Origin of the sequence: Pseudomonas sp. NY5710 (assembly GCF_013305665.1) — a bacterium.
In the GTDB taxonomy this organism is placed as follows: domain Bacteria; phylum Pseudomonadota; class Gammaproteobacteria; order Pseudomonadales; family Pseudomonadaceae; genus Aquipseudomonas; species Aquipseudomonas juntendi.
Genome location: NZ_CP045554.1, coordinates 4,912,901 through 4,930,900 on the forward strand (window position 1 = coordinate 4,912,901; position 18,000 = coordinate 4,930,900).

15 protein-coding genes and 1 riboswitch are annotated in these 18,000 nt (G+C 63.4%); of the genes, 6 read left to right on the plus strand and 9 right to left on the minus strand.

The genetic code is table 11. The annotated features are described in order from the left end of the window. Positions 1-66: 66 nt before the first annotated feature. Complete coding sequence (thiC, locus tag GEV39_RS22695; RefSeq protein ID WP_173891291.1) at positions 67-1,947, minus strand: phosphomethylpyrimidine synthase ThiC; 1,881 nt, start codon at positions 1,945-1,947, stop codon at positions 67-69. 156 nt (positions 1,948-2,103) lie between these two features. Continuing rightward, positions 2,104-2,210, minus strand: a riboswitch (TPP riboswitch). 160 nt (positions 2,211-2,370) lie between these two features. Between thiC and GEV39_RS22700 the strand changes: the two genes are divergently transcribed. After that, positions 2,371-3,807: a TolC family outer membrane protein gene (locus tag GEV39_RS22700; protein WP_125854904.1), complete on the plus strand. Its 1,437-nt coding sequence runs from the start codon at positions 2,371-2,373 to the stop codon at positions 3,805-3,807. A gap of 155 nt (positions 3,808-3,962) precedes the next feature. On the opposite strand, the gene waaA is transcribed toward GEV39_RS22700, so the two are convergent. Together waaA and GEV39_RS22710 are read right to left on the minus strand one after the other, a co-directional pair. Next, on the minus strand, positions 3,963-5,234 hold the full coding sequence (waaA, locus tag GEV39_RS22705) for a lipid IV(A) 3-deoxy-D-manno-octulosonic acid transferase (protein ID WP_173891292.1): 1,272 nt from the start codon (positions 5,232-5,234) through the stop codon (positions 3,963-3,965). Between the two features lie 11 nt (positions 5,235-5,245). Then, positions 5,246-6,136, minus strand: coding sequence for a LysR family transcriptional regulator (locus GEV39_RS22710; RefSeq protein ID WP_173891293.1), 891 nt, complete (start codon positions 6,134-6,136; stop codon positions 5,246-5,248). A gap of 85 nt (positions 6,137-6,221) precedes the next feature. Between GEV39_RS22710 and GEV39_RS22715 the strand changes: the two genes are divergently transcribed. The 4 genes from GEV39_RS22715 to GEV39_RS22730 all read left to right on the plus strand — a co-directional run bounded on the left by GEV39_RS22715 (position 6,222) and on the right by GEV39_RS22730 (position 9,692). Further along, entirely contained in the window at positions 6,222-6,554 is a 333-nt protein-coding gene (locus GEV39_RS22715; RefSeq protein ID WP_008095055.1) for a DMT family transporter, read from the plus strand. 132 nt (positions 6,555-6,686) lie between these two features. Further along, positions 6,687-7,862 carry an NAD(P)/FAD-dependent oxidoreductase gene (locus GEV39_RS22720; RefSeq protein WP_173891294.1) on the plus strand — a complete coding sequence of 392 codons (1,176 nt, stop codon included), beginning with the start codon at positions 6,687-6,689 and terminating at the stop codon, positions 7,860-7,862. Then, complete coding sequence (locus tag GEV39_RS22725; protein ID WP_173891295.1) at positions 7,859-8,671, plus strand: aldo/keto reductase; 813 nt, start codon at positions 7,859-7,861, stop codon at positions 8,669-8,671. Before GEV39_RS22720 ends, GEV39_RS22725 begins: the two co-directional genes overlap by 4 nt. A gap of 52 nt (positions 8,672-8,723) precedes the next feature. Further along, positions 8,724-9,692, plus strand: coding sequence for a metal ABC transporter ATPase (locus tag GEV39_RS22730; protein ID WP_173891296.1), 969 nt, complete (start codon positions 8,724-8,726; stop codon positions 9,690-9,692). Between the two features lie 89 nt (positions 9,693-9,781). Here the strand turns inward: GEV39_RS22730 and hldE are convergent, their stop codons facing one another. From hldE to GEV39_RS22745, 3 genes are all read right to left on the minus strand, one after another. Next, on the minus strand, positions 9,782-11,203 hold the full coding sequence (hldE, locus tag GEV39_RS22735; RefSeq protein ID WP_173891297.1) for a bifunctional D-glycero-beta-D-manno-heptose-7-phosphate kinase/D-glycero-beta-D-manno-heptose 1-phosphate adenylyltransferase HldE: 1,422 nt from the start codon (positions 11,201-11,203) through the stop codon (positions 9,782-9,784). Between the two features lie 130 nt (positions 11,204-11,333). Continuing rightward, entirely contained in the window at positions 11,334-13,142 is a 1,809-nt protein-coding gene (gene msbA / locus GEV39_RS22740; RefSeq protein ID WP_009681345.1) for a lipid A export permease/ATP-binding protein MsbA, read from the minus strand. A 15-nt stretch (positions 13,143-13,157) separates the two neighbouring features. After that, a complete protein-coding gene (locus GEV39_RS22745) occupies positions 13,158-14,333 on the minus strand; it encodes an O-antigen ligase family protein (protein ID WP_173891298.1) in 1,176 nt (391 codons plus the stop codon). Between the two features lie 100 nt (positions 14,334-14,433). Here GEV39_RS22745 and GEV39_RS22750 point away from each other — a divergent pair, with 100 nt between their 5' ends. Then, a complete protein-coding gene (locus GEV39_RS22750; protein ID WP_173891299.1) occupies positions 14,434-15,039 on the plus strand; it encodes a toluene tolerance protein in 606 nt (201 codons plus the stop codon). Positions 15,040-15,041: 2 nt separating this feature from the next. On the opposite strand, the gene GEV39_RS22755 is transcribed toward GEV39_RS22750, so the two are convergent. The 3 genes from GEV39_RS22755 to GEV39_RS22765 form a co-directional block, all read right to left on the minus strand. Next, complete coding sequence (locus tag GEV39_RS22755) at positions 15,042-16,133, minus strand: glycosyltransferase (protein WP_173891300.1); 1,092 nt, start codon at positions 16,131-16,133, stop codon at positions 15,042-15,044. 37 nt (positions 16,134-16,170) lie between these two features. After that, positions 16,171-16,944, minus strand: a complete 774-nt coding sequence (locus GEV39_RS22760; RefSeq protein WP_173891301.1) for a glycosyltransferase family 2 protein — start codon at positions 16,942-16,944, stop codon at positions 16,171-16,173. Between the two features lie 65 nt (positions 16,945-17,009). Further along, positions 17,010-17,966, minus strand: a complete 957-nt coding sequence (locus GEV39_RS22765; RefSeq protein ID WP_173891302.1) for a glycosyltransferase family protein — start codon at positions 17,964-17,966, stop codon at positions 17,010-17,012. Between the last annotated feature and the right edge of the window lie 34 nt (positions 17,967-18,000).

Sequence of the window (18,000 nt, forward strand, 5' to 3'; positions counted from 1 at the left end):
GCTCCCACAAAAAACGCGCTGGCCTTGAGCCTGGCGCGGTTCCTGTGGGAGCCGCCCACAGCGTTCTTAGACCTTGTGGTACAGCTGGCTGCCTTCCTGGCGGAACCGCTCGGCCTGCTCACGCATGCCTTGCTCGACCGTGACGTCCACGGTGTCGATCTTGGCGGCGTACTCCCGCACTTCCTGGGTGATCTTCATCGAGCAGAACTTCGGCCCGCACATCGAGCAGAAGTGCGCGACCTTGGCCGACTCCTTGGGCAGCGTCTCGTCGTGGTAGGCGCGGGCAGTGTCAGGGTCGAGGCCGAGGTTGAACTGGTCTTCCCAGCGGAACTCGAAGCGCGCCTTGGACAGGGCGTTGTCGCGGATTTGTGCGCCGGGGTGGCCTTTGGCAAGGTCGGCAGCATGCGCGGCGATCTTGTAGGTGATGATGCCGGTCTTGACGTCATCCTTGTTCGGCAGGCCCAGGTGCTCCTTGGGGGTCACGTAGCAGAGCATGGCGCAGCCGAACCAGCCGATCATTGCCGCACCAATGCCCGAGGTGATGTGGTCATAACCCGGGGCGATATCGGTGGTCAGTGGGCCGAGGGTGTAGAACGGCGCCTCGTCGCAGCATTCCAGCTGCTTGTCCATGTTCTCCTTGATCAACTGCATGGGCACGTGGCCAGGGCCTTCGATCATGCACTGCACATCATGCTTCCAGGCAATCTTGGTCAGCTCGCCAAGGGTTTCCAGCTCACCGAACTGCGCAGCGTCGTTGGCGTCGGCGATCGAGCCGGGGCGCAGGCCATCGCCCAACGAGAAGCTGACGTCGTAGGCCTTCATGATTTCGCAGATTTCCTCGAAGTGGGTGTAGAGGAAGTTTTCCTTGTGATGGGCCAGGCACCACTTGGCCATGATCGAGCCGCCACGGCTGACGATGCCCGTGACCCGCTTGGCGGTCAGCGGCACGTAGCGCAGCAACACCCCGGCATGGATGGTGAAGTAGTCCACACCCTGCTCGGCCTGCTCGATCAGGGTGTCGCGGAACAGCTCCCAGGTCAGGTCTTCGGCCACCCCGTTGACTTTTTCCAGGGCCTGGTAGATCGGCACGGTACCAATCGGCACCGGCGAGTTGCGGATGATCCACTCGCGGGTCTCATGGATGTGCTTGCCGGTGGACAGGTCCATGACCGTGTCCGACCCCCAGCGGATGCCCCAGGTCAGCTTGGCCACCTCTTCCTCGATGGACGAGCCCAGGGCGCTGTTACCGATATTGCCGTTGATCTTCACCAGGAAATTACGGCCGATGATCATCGGCTCCAGCTCCGGGTGGTTGATATTGGCTGGGATGATCGCACGGCCACGGGCGATTTCCTGGCGCACGAATTCGGGGGTGATCTCTTTCGGAATATTGGCACCGAAGCTATGCCCGGCATGTTGCGCGTCGAGCAGGCCTGCGGCGCGCGCCTCCTGCAGCTTCATGTTCTCGCGGATGGCCACGTATTCCATCTCGGCGGTAACGATGCCCTGGCGGGCATAGTGCATTTGCGAAACATTGGCGCCGGCCTTGGCCCGGCGCGGGTTGCGCACGTGGGCAAAACGCAGCTTGGCCAGCTCGGCGTCGTTCAGGCGCTGCTGGCCGAAGTCGGAGCTCAGCCCGACCAGGCGCTCGGTGTCGCCACGCGCGTCGATCCAGGCCGACCGCATGTCGGCCAGGCCTTTGCGCACGTCGATGATCACACTGGGATCGGTGTAGGGGCCGGAGGTGTCGTAGACCAGCACCGGGGCATTGGACTCGCCACCGAAATCGGTCGGCGTATCGGCCAGGCTGATTTCCCGCATGGGTACGCGGATATCCGGGCGCGAGCCCTGCACATAGACCTTGCGCGAACGCGGGAACGGCTGCACGGACTGCTGATCGACTTTTGCCGATTCGCTGAGGTTGATCGTTTTTTCTTGTTGGGTCATCACAGGCTCTCCAGACGGCTTCCTAGCAGTGGAATGTCGGGGTGAACCTGAATGGCGCGGACGCATCCATTAGTGGATGCAGTGCCGGATATGGGGGTGCCTTGAAGCTGCATGCAGCTGTGACAATCCCGGACCTGGCACAAGAGGCTCCCCGGGAAGGCGAGCAATCTTGTTCCCTACGCAGGCGCTAACCTGATCAGGTTCAACGGGATCCGCACCTCTGCGATCTCAGCCTTTGCTTCAAGGCACCCCGACAAGAACTTGCGCAGTCTAGACTGCTGTGGTCGGCAAAGCCAAGCGGGTTTCTGCGCAGATGATGAAAGGCGCGCCCGGCGATTGTTGCCGGGGGCACATGGCACTAAACTGGCGCATCGCCAAATACTCAACGGTTCAGTAATTCAATTTCGTACAAGGATTGCCTCTATGCTGCGCAAACTCTCACTGGCAATAGCCGTGTCTTGTGCGTCCAACGGAGTGGCCTGGGCAGCGGACGCGCCCCAGACGGTCAAGACCGACCTGGTCAGCGTGTACCAGGAAGCGGTCGACAACAACGCCGACCTGGCAGCAGCGCGCGCCGATTACGGCGCACGCCGCGAGGTGGTACCGCAGGCCCGCGCCGGCTTGCTGCCGAACCTGTCGGCCGGGGCCGAGATGATGAACACCCGCACCAAGCTGGACGAGCCGTCGATCACCTCCAACCGCAGCGGCAATGCCTGGAGTGCAACCCTGGCCCAACCCATTTTCCGCGCCGACCGCTGGTTCCAGTTGCAGGCCGCCGAGGCGGTCAACGAACAGGCTGCCCTGGAGCTGTCGGCCACTGAGCAGAACCTCATCTTGCAAACGGCCCAAAGCTACTTTGCCGTGCTGCGCGCCCAGGACAACCTGGCCGCGACCAAGGCGGAGGAAGCCGCGTTCAAGCGCCAGCTCGACCAGTCCAACGAACGCTTCGATGTCGGCCTGTCGGACAAGACCGACGTGCTGCAGTCGCAGGCCGGCTACGACACTGCCCGGGCCAACCGCATCATCGCCGAACGCCAGGTGCAGGATGCCTTCGAAGCGTTGGTAACGCTGACCAACCGTGAGTACAGCTCGATCCAGGGTGTGGTGCACAGCCTGCCAGTGCAGGTGCCTACGCCGAACGATGCCAAGGCCTGGGTGGAAACGGCCGGGCGCCAGAACCTCAACCTGCTGGCGACCAACTATGCGGTGTCTGCCGCCGAAGAAACCCTGCGCCAGCGCAAGGCCGGCCATGCGCCCACCCTGGATGCGGTGGCCAAATACCAGAAGGGTGACAACGACAGCCTCGGCTTTACCAACCCTGCTCCCCAACAGAACGTTCGCTACAGCGGCGACGTCGAGCAGACCAGTATCGGCCTGCAACTGAACATCCCGATCTACAGCGGCGGCCTGACCAGCTCGCAGGTACGCGAGGCTTACCAGCGCCTGAGCCAGAGCGAACAACAGCGCGAGAGCCTGCGCCGCCAGGTGGTGGAGAACACCCGCAACCTGCACCGCGCGGTGAACACCGACGTGGAACAGGTGCAGGCACGCAAGCAGTCGATCATTTCCAACCAGAGCGCACTGGAAGCGACTGAAATCGGCTACCAGGTCGGCACCCGCAACATCGTCGACGTGCTCGATGCCCAGCGCCAGCTGTACACCTCGGTGCGCGACTACAACAACAGCCGCTACGACTACATCCTCGACAACCTGAGCCTGAAGCAGGCCGCCGGCACCCTGAGCCCGCAAGACCTGCAGGACCTGGGGCGGTACCTGAAGGCCGACTACAACCCGGACAAGGATTTCTTGCCACCGGATCTGGCGGCGGCTGCAGCCAAGAACTTCGAGCGCCGCCCTTGAACTCAGGAAGCACGCGGGCAGTGTAGGAGCGGCCTTGTGTCGCGAAAGGGCCGCACAGCGGCCCCGACAATCTTGCGGTCGTGCGAAAATCCCTGGGGTGCTGCGCCCCCCTTTCGCGACACAAGGCCGCTACAGTGATCGCACCGCTGCGAATCTCAGCGCATTAGCGCAGCCAGCCCATCGAGCAAGCGCTGCAATGCACCTTGGTTGGCCTGCATCACCGCCCTGCCCGCCGCACCCATGCGCTGGGCATCCTGCGGTAACTCGACCAACCGCCGCACGGCCTCGGCCAACCCATCGGCATCGTCCACCTGCTGCAACGCCCCCGCCGCTACCAGCATTGCGCTGATTTCGAGGAAGTTGAACACGTGCGGCCCCATGATCACCGGCAAGGCCAGTGCTGCCGGTTCCAGCGGGTTGTGCCCGCCGGTCGGCACCAGGCTGCCGCCCACGAAAGCGATATCGGCCAGCGCATACAGAAACAGCAATTCGCCCATGGTGTCGCCCAGCAATACCCGGGTTTGTGCGTCGACGGGCGCGCCAGTGGAGCGGCGAACGGTGCTGAACCGTTCGCTGCAAAGCGCATGTACCGCATTGAACCGCTCAGGGTGGCGCGGCACCAGGATCAGCAAGGCATCGCCATGCATCTGCAACAACTGCTGGTGCGCCTGCAGGACCAACGCGTCCTCACCTTCATGGGTGCTGGCAGCAATCCACACCGGGCGCTGCTGCGCCCCCCACTGCGCACGCAATGCCTTGGCACGGGGTCGCAGTTGCTCATCGATCTTCAGGTCGAACTTGATCGAACCGGTGACCTGAACGCACTCAGGACGCGCCCCCAGATCACGGAAGCGCTGCGCCTCGGTTTGCGTTTGCACGGCAATCAGGCTCATCTCTGCCAGCATCGGCCGGGTCAGCTTGGCAAAACGCGCATAACCACGGGCCGAGCGCTCGGACAAACGCGCATTGGCCAGCACCACTGGAATACCGCGCTTGGCACACTGGTGGATGTGATTGGGCCACAACTCGGTCTCCATGATGATGCCCAGTTTGGGCTGCACATGGTCGAGAAAGCGCCCGGCCGCCCACGGCAGATCGTAGGGTAGGTAGCAATGCTGCACGCGCGGTTCGTCGGCGAACATGGCGCGAATGCGCTCGGAACCAGTAGGGGTCATGCAGGTGAGCGTGATCGGCAGTTGCGGGTAGGCCTTGAGCAAGGCGCGCACCATCGGCGCCGCGGCAATGCTTTCGCCGACCGACACCGCGTGCACCCAGATACCGCCCTGGCGCATGGCCGGCAGCCTGAAGGCAAACCGCTCGGCGATGCGCTGGCCATAGGCCGGCGCCTTGCGCGCGCGAAGGTACAGGCGCAGCGCGACCAGCGGCAGGGCCAGGTTAAAGAGCAAGCTATAGAGGGTTCTGTTCATGGCAGCGGAGTTTACCCGATCGCGCGCAAGTGCACTGCAAAGCGCTCGGCCAACCATTGCGCAGCAGGGCCCAGGGGTTCATCACGGCGCCAGGCCAGTTCCGCCACCAACGCCGGTGGGCGCCACTCACTGTCAAGCTCCACCATGTGCGCCTGGTACGTGGGGTACTGCACGACATGCCGTGGCAACCAGGCCCAGCCCAGGCCGCGCATCAACAGCTCGGCCAGGACGTAGAAGCTGTCGGCACGCCACACCTGCGGGCTGATGGCCTCGCCACCGGGGTAACCGCTTTGCTGGGGGGTGATCAGCAATTGACGATGGCGGGCCAGCTGTTGGCGGGTGACCCGGCAACGACCCGCCAGCGGGTGGTCGACCGCACACACCGTGACCATTTCCACGCTGCCCAAGGCGCGCCGCTCCAGGGTTGCCGGGATGCTCTCGTGGTGAAAGAACAGCCCCAGGTCGGCGCGCCGCTCGACCAGTTTACGCGCCACATCACCTTGGGCCCCGCTGGCCAGTTGCACCTCCAGCAGCGGAAAGTGGCTAGCCAACTCATCGAGGCTGTCAATCACCGGCTGGTAGGGCATGGCTTCGTCCTGCGCCACGCGCAGCAAGGCTTCCTGCCCGCGCATCAACGCCAGCGCCCGGCCATCCAGGCGTTCGCATTGGCGCAGCAGTTCACGGGCATCTTCCAGCAGCGCGCTGCCGTTTTCCGTCAATTTCGGCTGCCGGCCACTGCTGCGCTCGAACAGGGTGACGCCCAGGTCGGTTTCCAGCAGGGCGACCGCGCTGCTGATCGCCGACTGGGCCTTGCGCTGTTCACGGGCCACGGCAGAGAACGAGCGCAATTCTGCAACGCGCACAAAGGTTCGCAGTTGCTCCAGGTTCCACTGCTCGGCCATTGGCCTATCTCCAAAATTGATAGGTAATGACTTTACCGCATCCAGGTTGCGCCTAGAATGCCCGCCAGAACCGGAGGATCCCACCATGAATGCCTACACCTATCTTGCCATTGCCATCTGCGCCGAAGTCATCGCCACCGCTTCGATGAAAGCGGTAAAAGGCTTGAGCACGCCGTTGCCGCTGCTGCTGATGGTGGTGGGCTACGGCATTGCGTTCTGGATGCTCACCCTGGTGGTGCGCAGCATTCCGGTGGGTATTGCCTATGCCATCTGGTCGGGGCTGGGCATTGTGCTGATCAGTGTGGCGGCGCTGGTGATCTACGGGCAGAAACTGGATGTGCCGGCGATGCTGGGGATGGCGATGATTGTTGGCGGGGTCGTGGTGATTCAGCTGTTCTCCAAGACCGCCGGGCATTGAGTTGCGCCATGCGAGCCCCATCGCCGGCAAGCCAGCGCCCACGGGGTAGCACTGGCCTGGTTTGCCGGCGGTAGGGCCCGCTGGGGGATACCCTGTATACTTGCCAGCTGTCCCAGTCTTCGAGGTACCGCCATGCCATCCGCCATTTCCACTGACGTGCTGATCGTCGGCGCCGGGGTCGCAGGCCTCTGGCTCAATGCACGCCTGCGCCGCATGGGGTATTCGACAGTGATGGTGGAACGCGCCAGCCTTGGCGGCGAACAGACCATCAAGTCGCAAGGCATCATCCATGGCGGTACCAAGTACGCCCTGCACGGCGCGCTGACTGGCGCCTCGGAGGCCATCGCCGACATGCCACGACGCTGGCGCGAAGCCTTGAACGGCAGTGGCGAGCTGGAACTGACCCGCACTCGGCTGTTGTCCGACGCCCACTACTTGTGGTCGCCAGGCACCCTGGCCGGCAACCTCACCAGCTTCTTTGCCAGCAAGGCCGTGCGCGGCCGGGTCGATCAGGTAAAGGGCGAGCAACTGCCGCCGGCCCTGCAAGACCGTGCCTTCAAGGGCAAGGTTTACCGCCTGGCCGAGCTGGTCATCGACGTGCCCACCTTGCTGGCCAACCTGGCTGAACTGGCCGGTGACAGCCTGCTGGCCGGGGAACGCATCGAGCCGCTGCGCGAAAATGACGAACTGGTCGGCCTGCGCGTCGATGGCCGCGACATCCGCGCCCAGCGCGTCGTGCTTAGCGCTGGCGCTGGCACCGAGGACCTGCTGCACGCCCTGGGCCTGAACCAGCCGGCCATGCAAACGCGGCCGCTGCACATGGTCATGGCCAAGGGCGCCAACCTGAAACCACTGTATGCCCACTGCCTGGGCGGCGGGCCCAAGCCGCGGGTGACCGTCACTACCCACCCGGCTGCCGATGGCCAATGGGTCTGGTACCTGGGTGGCGACCTGGCCGAAGCCGATGGCGTCGCCCGCGAGCCTGCCGCGCAGATTGCCGCAGCACAAAAAGAAATCGCCAGCCTGCTGCCATGGGTAGACCAAAGCCAGGTGCGCTGGGCCACCCTGCGGGTTGACCGCGCAGAGCCAGCACAATCCGGCCTGGTGCGCCCGGATAACGCATTTCTCGCCGACCAGGAACGCTTGCTGGTCGGCTGGCCGACGAAGCTGGCGTTGGCGCCAGACTTCAGCGACCGGGTCATCAGCCACCTGGAGCGCGACGGTATACGCCCACAGGCCCAGCCGGACCTGGCTGGCCTACCCCGCCCGCCGCTTGGCGTACCGGCCTGGGAGCAACTGCTGCCATGAGCCTGCCTACCCTGCATGACTTCCACCGCCGGTTGGGCAGCACCGGTTTCAAGGTTTCACCGCTGGGCCTGGGCACGGTCAAGTTGGGCCGCGACCAAGGCGTGAAGTACCCCAACGGGTTCACCATCCCCAGCGACGACGAAGCCCGCCTGCTGTTGGCCCAGGCCCGCGAACTGGGCATCAACCTGATCGATACCGCCCCCGCCTATGGCCGCAGCGAGGAACGCCTGGGCCCGCTGCTGCGCGGCCAGCGCGACGCGTGGGTGATCGTGAGCAAGGTCGGGGAAGAATTCGACGGTGGCCAGTCACATTTCGATTTTACCGCCGCCCACACCCGCCGCTCGGTGGAGCGCAGCCTGCGCCGCCTGGAAACCGACCGCATCGACCTGGTGCTAGTGCATTCCGACGGTAACGACCTGGCCATTCTTGAGCAGCAAGAGGTGTACCAGACGCTGGCCGCGCTCAAACAAGAGGGCAAGATCCTTGGCTACGGCCTGTCCGGCAAAACCGTCGCCGGCGGCCTGAAGGCCCTGGAGCAAGGCGATTGCGCCATGGTCACCTACAACCTCAGCGAGCAGGCAGAACGGCCGGTGCTGGACTACGCTGCCGAGCACGGCAAGGCCATCCTGGTGAAAAAGGCGCTGGCCAGCGGGCACCTTTGCCTGGCGCCGGGTGTCGACCCTGTGAAGGCCAGTTTCGAACTGCTGTTCGCCCACCCGGGCGTCAGCAGTGCTATCGTCGGCACCATCAACCCGTTGCACCTGGCCCATAACGTGGCCACCGTTGCCCGTATCCTGGGCCAGCACTGAGTTGCCCCCGGCCCAAGAGCCAGGCGAATGACCCGACGCAAGGAGGAGCCTCGTGGCGCGAACGCTGATCCGCAAGAACCCGAGCAACTTCAAGACACTGCCACTGCATGTCGAAGCCACACCCGAAGGGCTGATCTACCAGAGCATCGGCATGCCGCTGAACTTTGCCCAGACCCAGCAGCGGCGCAAGGCTATCCAGTTGCCCGACACGCAGCGTTTCGTGGTCGAGCTGGCCAACTTGGGTGTGTCGGTGCGCCTTACCCTGCATTGGCAGAACCGCGATTACTGGGTACTGGTACGGCAGCGCCGGCAAGACCGGGGCGATGTGGTGCTGAAACTGATTTCCGGCTATGTTCCCGCGCAGGAGCTGAACCTGCCTTTGCACACGGCTGTACAGGAAGTGGCTGAGGAGTGCCTGCTGGAAACCCCGGAAGGCTGGCTGGGCGGGCGTTTCAACGATACCTGGCTGCCCGCCCCCTACGCCGCAGCCTTGCACTATCGCGAAACACCGCACTTCTTGCTGGCTCCGGAATCCGGCGCTGCCCGGCCCGTCCACTGCGGCAAACTGATGCTGCTGGAGCGGCCGCGGGCCTATGTGCACTCGCCCACTGCGTCGTTGCAGCTGATCTATGACATGCGTTTGCAGGTACCGCGGGACGCCAAGAAACTCAGCTTGTTCCACGTGGACGAGCGTTTGGAAGGCGACCAACTGGTGGCGAGGCTCAACCGCAAGCGCCCTGACCTGTACCTGATGCCGTTGCAGGACGGCCAACCGCTGGCAGAGCTGTACACGTTGAAGAAGGACGAATTGGTGCCTGCGAGTACGCGCGGCCTGTACCTGGCCGAAAGCTTTGCCAAACAGGACGGTTGGGTAGTGGCGGACGAGCGGGTGCGCTGGAGGGATTGGGTCAAGCAGCAAGGCCTGGTGGAAAGCAAGCCGGCGCGGGCCTCGCGCCTGCAACGCTTTGGCGACAAGGCGCGGGCGTTGCTGCAGCGGGCGCGCACCTCACTTCACAAATAAGATCCTGAAGCCTGCGTGGTCCCTGTAGGAGCGACCCTTTCGCGACACAAGGCCGCTCCTACACAGACCAGTGAAAGAGTGGCGCTCGATCAGTTCTTGCGAATTTTCTCGACAATAGCCGTGGTCGAGCTGTTCTCGACCAGCCCCAGCACCTTCACGGTGCCGCCGTAGGCCTTGACGATATCGGCGCCGACCACCTGGTCGATACCGTAGTCCCCCCCCTTGACCAGCACATCCGGCTTGACCTGGCTCAGCAGGTTTTCCGGGGTGCCCTCGGAGAAGCTGATCACCCAGTCCACCGCACCCAGCCCGGCCAGCACGGCCATGCGCCGGTCGACGCTGTTGATCGGCCGGCCGGGCCCTTTCAGGCGGCTGACCGAAGCATCGTCGTTGACGGCCACGATCAGGCGATCGCCCTGGGCCCGCGCCTGCTCCAGGTAGGTCACGTGCCCGGCATGCAGGATGTCGAAGCAACCGTTGGTGAAAACGATCGTCTCCTTGTGCGCCCGCGCGTCATCGATGGCCAGCAACAGCTGTTCCAGGCCCAGCACACCGCGCTCGGAGCCTTCCTCACGCTGGATCGCACGGCGCAGTTCAGGGGCGCTGATGGCGGCGGTACCCAACTTGCCGACCACGATACCTGCCGCCAGGTTGGCCAGGGCCACTGCGTGGGGCAAGTCCTCACCGGCGGCAATCGCGGCGGCCAGGGTGGAGATGACGGTATCGCCAGCCCCGGTAACGTCGAACACTTCGCGCGCCCGTGCCGGCAAATGCAGCGCTGGCTGGCCAACGCGCAGCAGGGTCATGCCGTGCTCGCCCCGGGTGACCAGCAAGGCGCCCAGGTCCAGATCCTGAAGCAACTGCAAACCCTTGGCGACCAAGTCGGCCTCATCGACGCATCGACCCACGATGGTCTCGAACTCGCTGAGGTTGGGGGTGATCAGGCTGGCGCCACGGTAAATGGAAAAATCCTTGCCCTTGGGGTCGGCCAGCACCGGAATACCCTTGGCCCGGGCCGCCTGGATCAGGGCCTGGTGATTTTTCAGCGCACCCTTGCCGTAATCGGACAAGACCAGCACCTTGACCCCCTCGAGCAGGTTGTCGACCTCGCTGGCCAGCGACAGCGGGTCGGTGGCGAAGGGCTCTTCGAAATCGATACGCAGCAGTTGCTGGTGTCGGCTCATGACCCGGAGCTTGACGATGGTCGGCTGGTGGGCAATGCGCTGGAACACCGAGCGCACCCCGGCAGCCTGCAGGCTGTTGGCCAGGCTGTCGGCGGCCTCGTCCTGGCCGGTGACGCCGATCAGCGACGCAGGTGCGCCCAGCGCGGCAATGTTCAAGGCAACGTTGGCCGCACCGCCGGGGCGATCCTCGATCTGATCGACCTTGACCACCGGCACTGGCGCCTCAGGCGAAATACGCGAAGTACCGCCATGCCAGTAGCGGTCGAGCATGACATCGCCGACCACCAGTACCGGGGCTTGATCGAAACGCGGCATGGACAACTTCATGGGCAACCCATATGGAAATAGTGAACAGGGGCAGGATATTAGCACAGGGTCGTCAATGGCTTTACGGCCAGATAGCCCATGGAAAATTCCCGTGACAATCGGGGCCATGGCGGCCCCGATCAAGGAGGTTTCAGGTGATGTCGGCCTTGGCCGGCTCATCCAGGCCCATGGCATGCAGGCGGGCGTAATGGCCATTGGCCGCAAGCAACTCGGCATGGGTACCGCGCTCCACCAACCGGCCCTGATCCATGACCAGGATCTGGTCGGCCTTCTCGATGGTGGATAGGCGATGGGCGATGACCAACGTGGTCCGCCCCTGCATCACGTGGTCCAGCGCCGCCTGGATATGCCGCTCGGACTCGGTGTCCAGGGCAGAGGTGGCCTCGTCGAGAATCAGCAGTGGGGCGTTTTTCAGCAATGCACGGGCAATTGCCAGGCGCTGGCGCTGACCGCCGGACAGCAGCACGCCGTTTTCACCGACTTCGGTATCGAAGCCCTTCGGCAGGCGGTCGACGAACTCCTTGGCGTAGGCATCGGCCGCAGCGGCTTCGATGTCTGCGCGCGGGGCGCCGGCCAGGTCGCCGTAGGCAATGTTGTTGGCCACGGTGTCGTTGAACAGGGTGACATGCTGGGTCACTTGCGACACATGGCGGCGCAGGTTGCGCAGGCGGTAGTTCTCGATCTCCACGCCATCGAGCAGGATCTGCCCTTTGCTGTGGTGATAGAAGCGCGGGATCAGCGCAGCCAGCGTCGACTTGCCACTGCCCGAGCGGCCGACCAGGGCGATCATCTGCCCGGGCTCGGCAGTGAAGCTGATGTCGCTCAGCACCTCGCGGTCGGTACCGGGGTAGGTAAAGCTGAGGTTGCGCACTTCCAAGTGCCCTTCCACGCGCTCCTTTTCGACCGTGCCGGTGTCCAGCTCAGGGGCTTCGTCCAGTTGCTCGAAGATGCTTTCGGCACCTGCAAGGCCCTTCTGGATGGTCGAGCTGACTTCCGACAACTGGCGAATCGGCTTGGGCAACAGGCCGGCAGCGGTGATGTAGGCGACCAGGTCGCCAGCGGTGGACTCGCCCCGCAGGAACAGCACCAGGAACATCAATGCGGCCATGGCGGTGTAGATCACCAGTTGCAACACCGGCGTGTACAACGAGCCGGTCTTGGTCATGCGCAGCTGCTTGTCGGTGTTGCTCAGGCTGGCCTTGCCGAAACGCTGCTCCTCATAGGCCTCGCCACCGAAGCTGCGGACCACGCGATAACCCTGGATGGTTTCCGAGGCAACGTGGGTGACGTCGCCCATGGCGACCTGGATCTTCTTGCTCTGCTTGCGGAATTTCTTGCTGGCGACACTGACCATTACCGCGATGACCGGCAAGATGGCGACCATCACCAGGGTCAGGTGCCAGTTCATCCACAGCAGGTAGGCGAACAGGAACACCACGGTCAGGCCTTCGCGGATCACAACCTTGATGGCATCGGTGGCAGCGCCGGTGACCATGGTCACGTTGAAGGTGATGCGTGAAATCAGGTGCCCGGAGTTGTGGTTGTCGAAGTAGCGGTTAGGCAACACCAGCAGCTTATTGAACAACTCCACCCGCAAGTCGTGCACCAGGCACAAGGAGACCTTGGCCAGGAAGTAGTTACCAAGGAACGAGCCCAGGCCTTGCCAGGCGGCGATCAGGATGATCAGCAGCGGCACGGCCTGAAGCAATTGCAGGTCGCGCAAGTACGGCACGTTGGGGAACAACACCGCTTCGGGGTTGCTCAGCCCATCGACGAAGTATTTGAGGATGCCGGCCAGCATCGGCTGGGTCGAGGCGAAGATCACGAAACCGATGATGCTCAGCAGGAAAATGCCGACGTAGGGTTTCACATAGCCCAGCAGCCGGAAGTAGATCTTCAGGCTGGATGTGTGCTCCGCCGGTCGCGGTGTTTCGGCCATTATCAAGCTCGCTGTTCAGGTTGAACCGGAAATTTTACCACAGGCGTCATTTTCGGCACGCCCCCATGGCAGCATCATGGCCAGGCCCACCGGCAGCCAGCTGATGAACCATTCGGCACGCGGCGTGCCGGTGAGGCTCGCAGCATCGAACTGCATCGCCAGGGTCGAGTATACCCACAGCCCCAGCAGCACATTGCCCAATGGCGTGCCGCGGGCGCGAACGATGGCTGCCAGGGTGTACAGCCACACGGCGCACCACAGCAGCATCCCGGGCAACCCCAGCTCAACCGCAACGTGGGTGAACATGTTGTGGGAATGATCGAACTGCAAACCTACCGCCTGTACCACGTAGGGGCTGCCCATCCCCAGCCCGGTCCACGGCCGCTCCGAAATCATGTGGAGCACGGCGGCGAAAATCTCCGGACGATAGGAAGCGCCGCGCTGCGTGATCACGCCGTACATTTCGAAGAACGCCAGCCCTGTGGCCAGCAAGGCCAGCAGTGCCAGCAGCCTGCTGTGCGTGTCGCGGTACCAGAGCGGTGCAATCACCACGGTGAACACCAGCGCCAACACCGCCCCCCGGCTCTGGCTGAGAATGACGAAAGCGCCCAGGCAGGCCAGCGCAGCCGCCCAGCCCAGCTGTGCGGCACGATGGGCAGGCCGGTCGTAAAGCATCAACAGCACAGCGGTGCCGATCACGTAGGCGCCAAGGATCGGATGTGAAATTTCACCGATACCGGCCAGGCGGGCGAGCAACGGGAAGCCTTCGAAGCCATAGAACCGGACGATCGACACCGCTGCAGCCACTGCCAGCAGCGCACTCCCCACGCGCACCAGCCAGCGCAGCCGGGCGTGCCCCAGCTGGGCCAGTAACGGGAAGGCCAGCAGGAACACCAGGATGTAGAGCAAGCGTTTTAGCTCGCGCCCGGGCGCCTCACCCGCCGACCAGGCCAGCGTGAGCGCGCACCAGACCATCAGCAGCAACACACTGCCCCACAAGGCCGGTTGCCGTTGCCAGGCGTGCAGCAGTACGCCGCGGGCAGACCAAACCAATACCAGGGTTGGCACCCACAGGAACACCACCAGGCCTTGCTGGTACAGCTTGTTGCTAGGGGCCAGGGCTATCGCCGCGAGAAACCAGACCAGCCCGAACCCCAGCCAGGCGCGCGCCCAGTTTTTTTGATACAACATCGCTTCTCCCCGATGAATCCAGACACCATCCATGGTGCTACTGCATTATTTTCGGCATTATTGCCGGTCATTTTGCTCGCCAGACGACAAGGCTCTATTCATGCAATGCTCCCGGCTCAACCAGGTCGAGTTCGACCAGCTGACACACGGCGCCCAGGTGCTTGAGGCAGACAGCCATGGCGCCAAAGTCTACCTGCTCGCAGATGGAAATTTCCTCAAGGTTTTTCGTAGGAAACGACTGATTTCATCTGCACTACTGCGCCCCTACTCGCAGCGCTTCGTCGACAACGCTGCACGCCTGGCGCAATTGGGCATTCCCACACTCGAGGTCATCAGCCAGCACAAGCTCGACCTGCCCGGCCGCACGGCGGTGCTGTACCGCCCTTTGCCGGGGCGGACCCTGCTGCAGATGTCGCGTGATGAAGGGTTTAGCTGGGACGTATACCTGCCACGCCTGGTCGAACTGATCCGCCAATTGCACCGCAGCGGTGTGTACTTCCGCTCCCTGCACCTGGGCAACGTGGTGGTCACCCCCGAGCAGCGCCTGGGCCTGATCGACGTGGCCGATATGCGTTTCCTGCGCCCACCGCTGTCGGCGCGCATGATTCGGCGCAATGTGCAGCATATGGTGCGCTACATCGAGCGGGAAAACCTGGGCGACCGTTTCCCCCTCGCGGCGTTCGAGAGCGCCCTGCTGGCGCGTTGAGGTCAATTGCGCAGCAGGTTCTGCGAACTGTTGCAGAAGGCTTGCCAAGCCTGTTCCGGGGCCAGCGCCTGGCGCTGCCGGGCAGCCATTTGCGCGGCATCTTGCAGCGGGCAGTCTTCGATGGCCTGTGCCCAAGCGCGCTGGTCGGCAACCGGCAGGTAGCCGCCAGTGTCCCCCAGTTGCTCGCGAAACACCTGCAGGTCGCTGCACACCACCGGCACGTCAGCCATCACCGCCTCTTGCACCACCAGGCCCAGGCCCTCTGAACGCGAAGGCACCAGCAGCCAGTCGAATGCCCGGTACAGTTGCTGCAGGTCTTCACGGTAACCACGCAGGTGAACACACCCTGCAAGGCCCAAGGCATCGATGCGCGCTTGCAACACTGCCTGCAAGGGGCCTTCACCAATGATCGCCAGTTGCAGGCCTGGCTGCCGGGCACGGGCCTGGGCAAATGCCTCGATCAGCATCTCGAAGCCTTTGCTTTCCACCAGCCGCCCGACTGCACCCAATATCAGCTCGGCATCGTGCGGCAAACGCAGCGCCTGCCTGGCCTGGTCTCGACTGCGCAGCGGGCCGCTGAACGCCAGCGGGTCGAGCGCCATGCGCAAGGTTTGCACCGGTCTGCCCAGGTCCCGCTGCAGCGACTCGGCCAATGTCTGCGACACCGCAGCGATACTCAGCCGGTCGGGCGGCAGCCCGCGCAACAAGCGAATATCGCCACTGTTCAGCCGCGTCTTGCCATGGAACAACACCTTGGCCCGCAGTTGCGGAACGCCCTGCAACAATGGCAGCACCAAGCGCGCAACCCCAATCCCGTCCAGCAGCACGATGTCGGCCCCCGCCTCGGTCAGCGCCCTGCGCAAGCGCAGGCGCAACCATGGCCGCAGCAGGCGCCACACATGGCGCCCTTTGAGTGCACGTGAGGGCATATGCCATTCGCGTGTAGAACCCAGCCCACAGCACAGCCCACTCCCCAACAGCAGCCAGTTACTGATCCGGGCATCGGCACCCGCGTTCGACAGCACCTGCCGATGAACCTTGTGGATGGACACATACGGCGTGCCACCCGCCCACATCATATTGACGATGTTCATGGGCCCTCTCCCGGTCATGTCAGGTGGGACAGCGACTTCATTGAACAAAAACGGTGATGCCCATGCCGATCAAAGCGCCCGCCACCAGCGTCAATGCCAGCTTCATCCGGTCACGCTGTCGGCGCTTGGCCTTGCGCTCCACCTCGATGGGCAGGGTCACGTGATTGCCAAACCCAGTGTGCAATACTGCATCACCCTCCAACGTGACCGCTGTCAGATTTAACTCGGCATAACGCCGGGAAAGCGCCTTTTCTCCAGCATAGGCGGCAAATGGCGCACAGCGCTGGTAATCGCTCAGCCGCCGCAGGCCAGGGTTCAACGAAAACGCCTGCCATTCAGCCTTGTCCGACAACAGCGGGTAGCACGGCACGCCGGCGATCACCTGACGATCCCCGAGGTGAATGTACGGGCTGTGCACGGCCAGGTCGTGGGCATGGCTGCGCAGCCACACCTGCAGCAGGTTGGGGCTGGCAGCCAGAATGGCCTGCGAGTCCTCGACGAAGCCTTGGCGATAGAAGTGCCAATCGTCCTCGCAGTGGAAGATGTAGGGCGTCTTGACATGGCTGTAGGCCAGGTCGATAGACGCCAGCTGGCCTAGCTTGGGCCGGTTGACGAACACCTTGCAGTGCGGTTTCCAGTGCTCTGGCACAGCGTCATGCACGGCATCGTCACCTGAGTCTTCGGTGATGAATACCTCGCGTATGGGCGCCGTGTTGTAGCGATCGAAACTCTCAAGGGTATCTTTGAGCAGGTCGAACCGCCCACAACTGGTCACGACAAGCGTGACATCACTCTCATTTGAAAAGCGCACCGGACTCCCCCCGCGTTGCGACTGTCGGCTTTCAACGCCCGTTCCTGGGCGCAAAAGCTCTTATGTTAGAAGCCCAGCTTCAGGCGCAGCCGCTGCCATGCAGACAATGGCGGGCGGGGCCTGAGCGCTGGGCGCATGTGCTCGACGATGCTACGTCCTACCGCGCCGAAGCTGAAACGGGAAACCGCCAGATGGCGACCGTTTTCGGCAATCTGCCGCGCCAGCTCGGGCTCGGCACGCAAGCGTCGCAGCTTGGCCTGAAGGGTCGGGATGGTGTCATACAACACCACGTTGTGCATGTCCTGTAGACCCAACGCACGGTTTTCCTGCTCGCCCTGGTCATAGGCCAGCAATACACAGCCGCAGGCCATGGCCTCGAAGTTCTTGATCATGTATTCGCCCATGCCTACATCGGCGCTGACGAAAAAACGGATTCGGTTGAGCGTGTTGCAATAGTCCTCGCCCGACTTGGTGCGGGTAACCAGCAGGTCCTCGACCTGCCCCAGCTCGTCCAGCAGCGCCTTGCGGCCGCTGTAGGCCACGCTGTTGACACTGCCGACGAAGGCCAGTTCGATATCGCGCTCGCGCCCTTGGTCAGCCAGCAACTGCTCGTCATAACCCTTGGGCACGAATACCGCATCGAAGCCTTCCTGACGCAGGCGCTCGCTGACCATGTAGCCAGAGCTGATCACACGCGCCCAGGGCAGTTGCCGGTAGTGGGCGCTGAACTTGCCGGTGTACTTGCACGGGATGTAGTTCTGGTAGGCGTCGTGTTCGAGTATGACCAGGTTCGGCACGGTACGAATGAACGCGACCTGGCGGATTTCCTGCTTGAAGCGCAGAAAGAAAACAATGCGGTCATAGCGCTCGACCTGCACGTGGCGTTTGAAGTAGCGGCGCAGGTTGCGTTGGTCTTCGCTGGTCAACCAGCGCAGGTCGCATTCGCAGTTGACCGCGACGCCGTCGTACAGGCGATCCAGAATCGCGCGCTGTTCCTTCTGTACCAGAAATAGGACTTTCATCATGTTCCTTGGGCGCTCTGCGCCAACGCGGTCA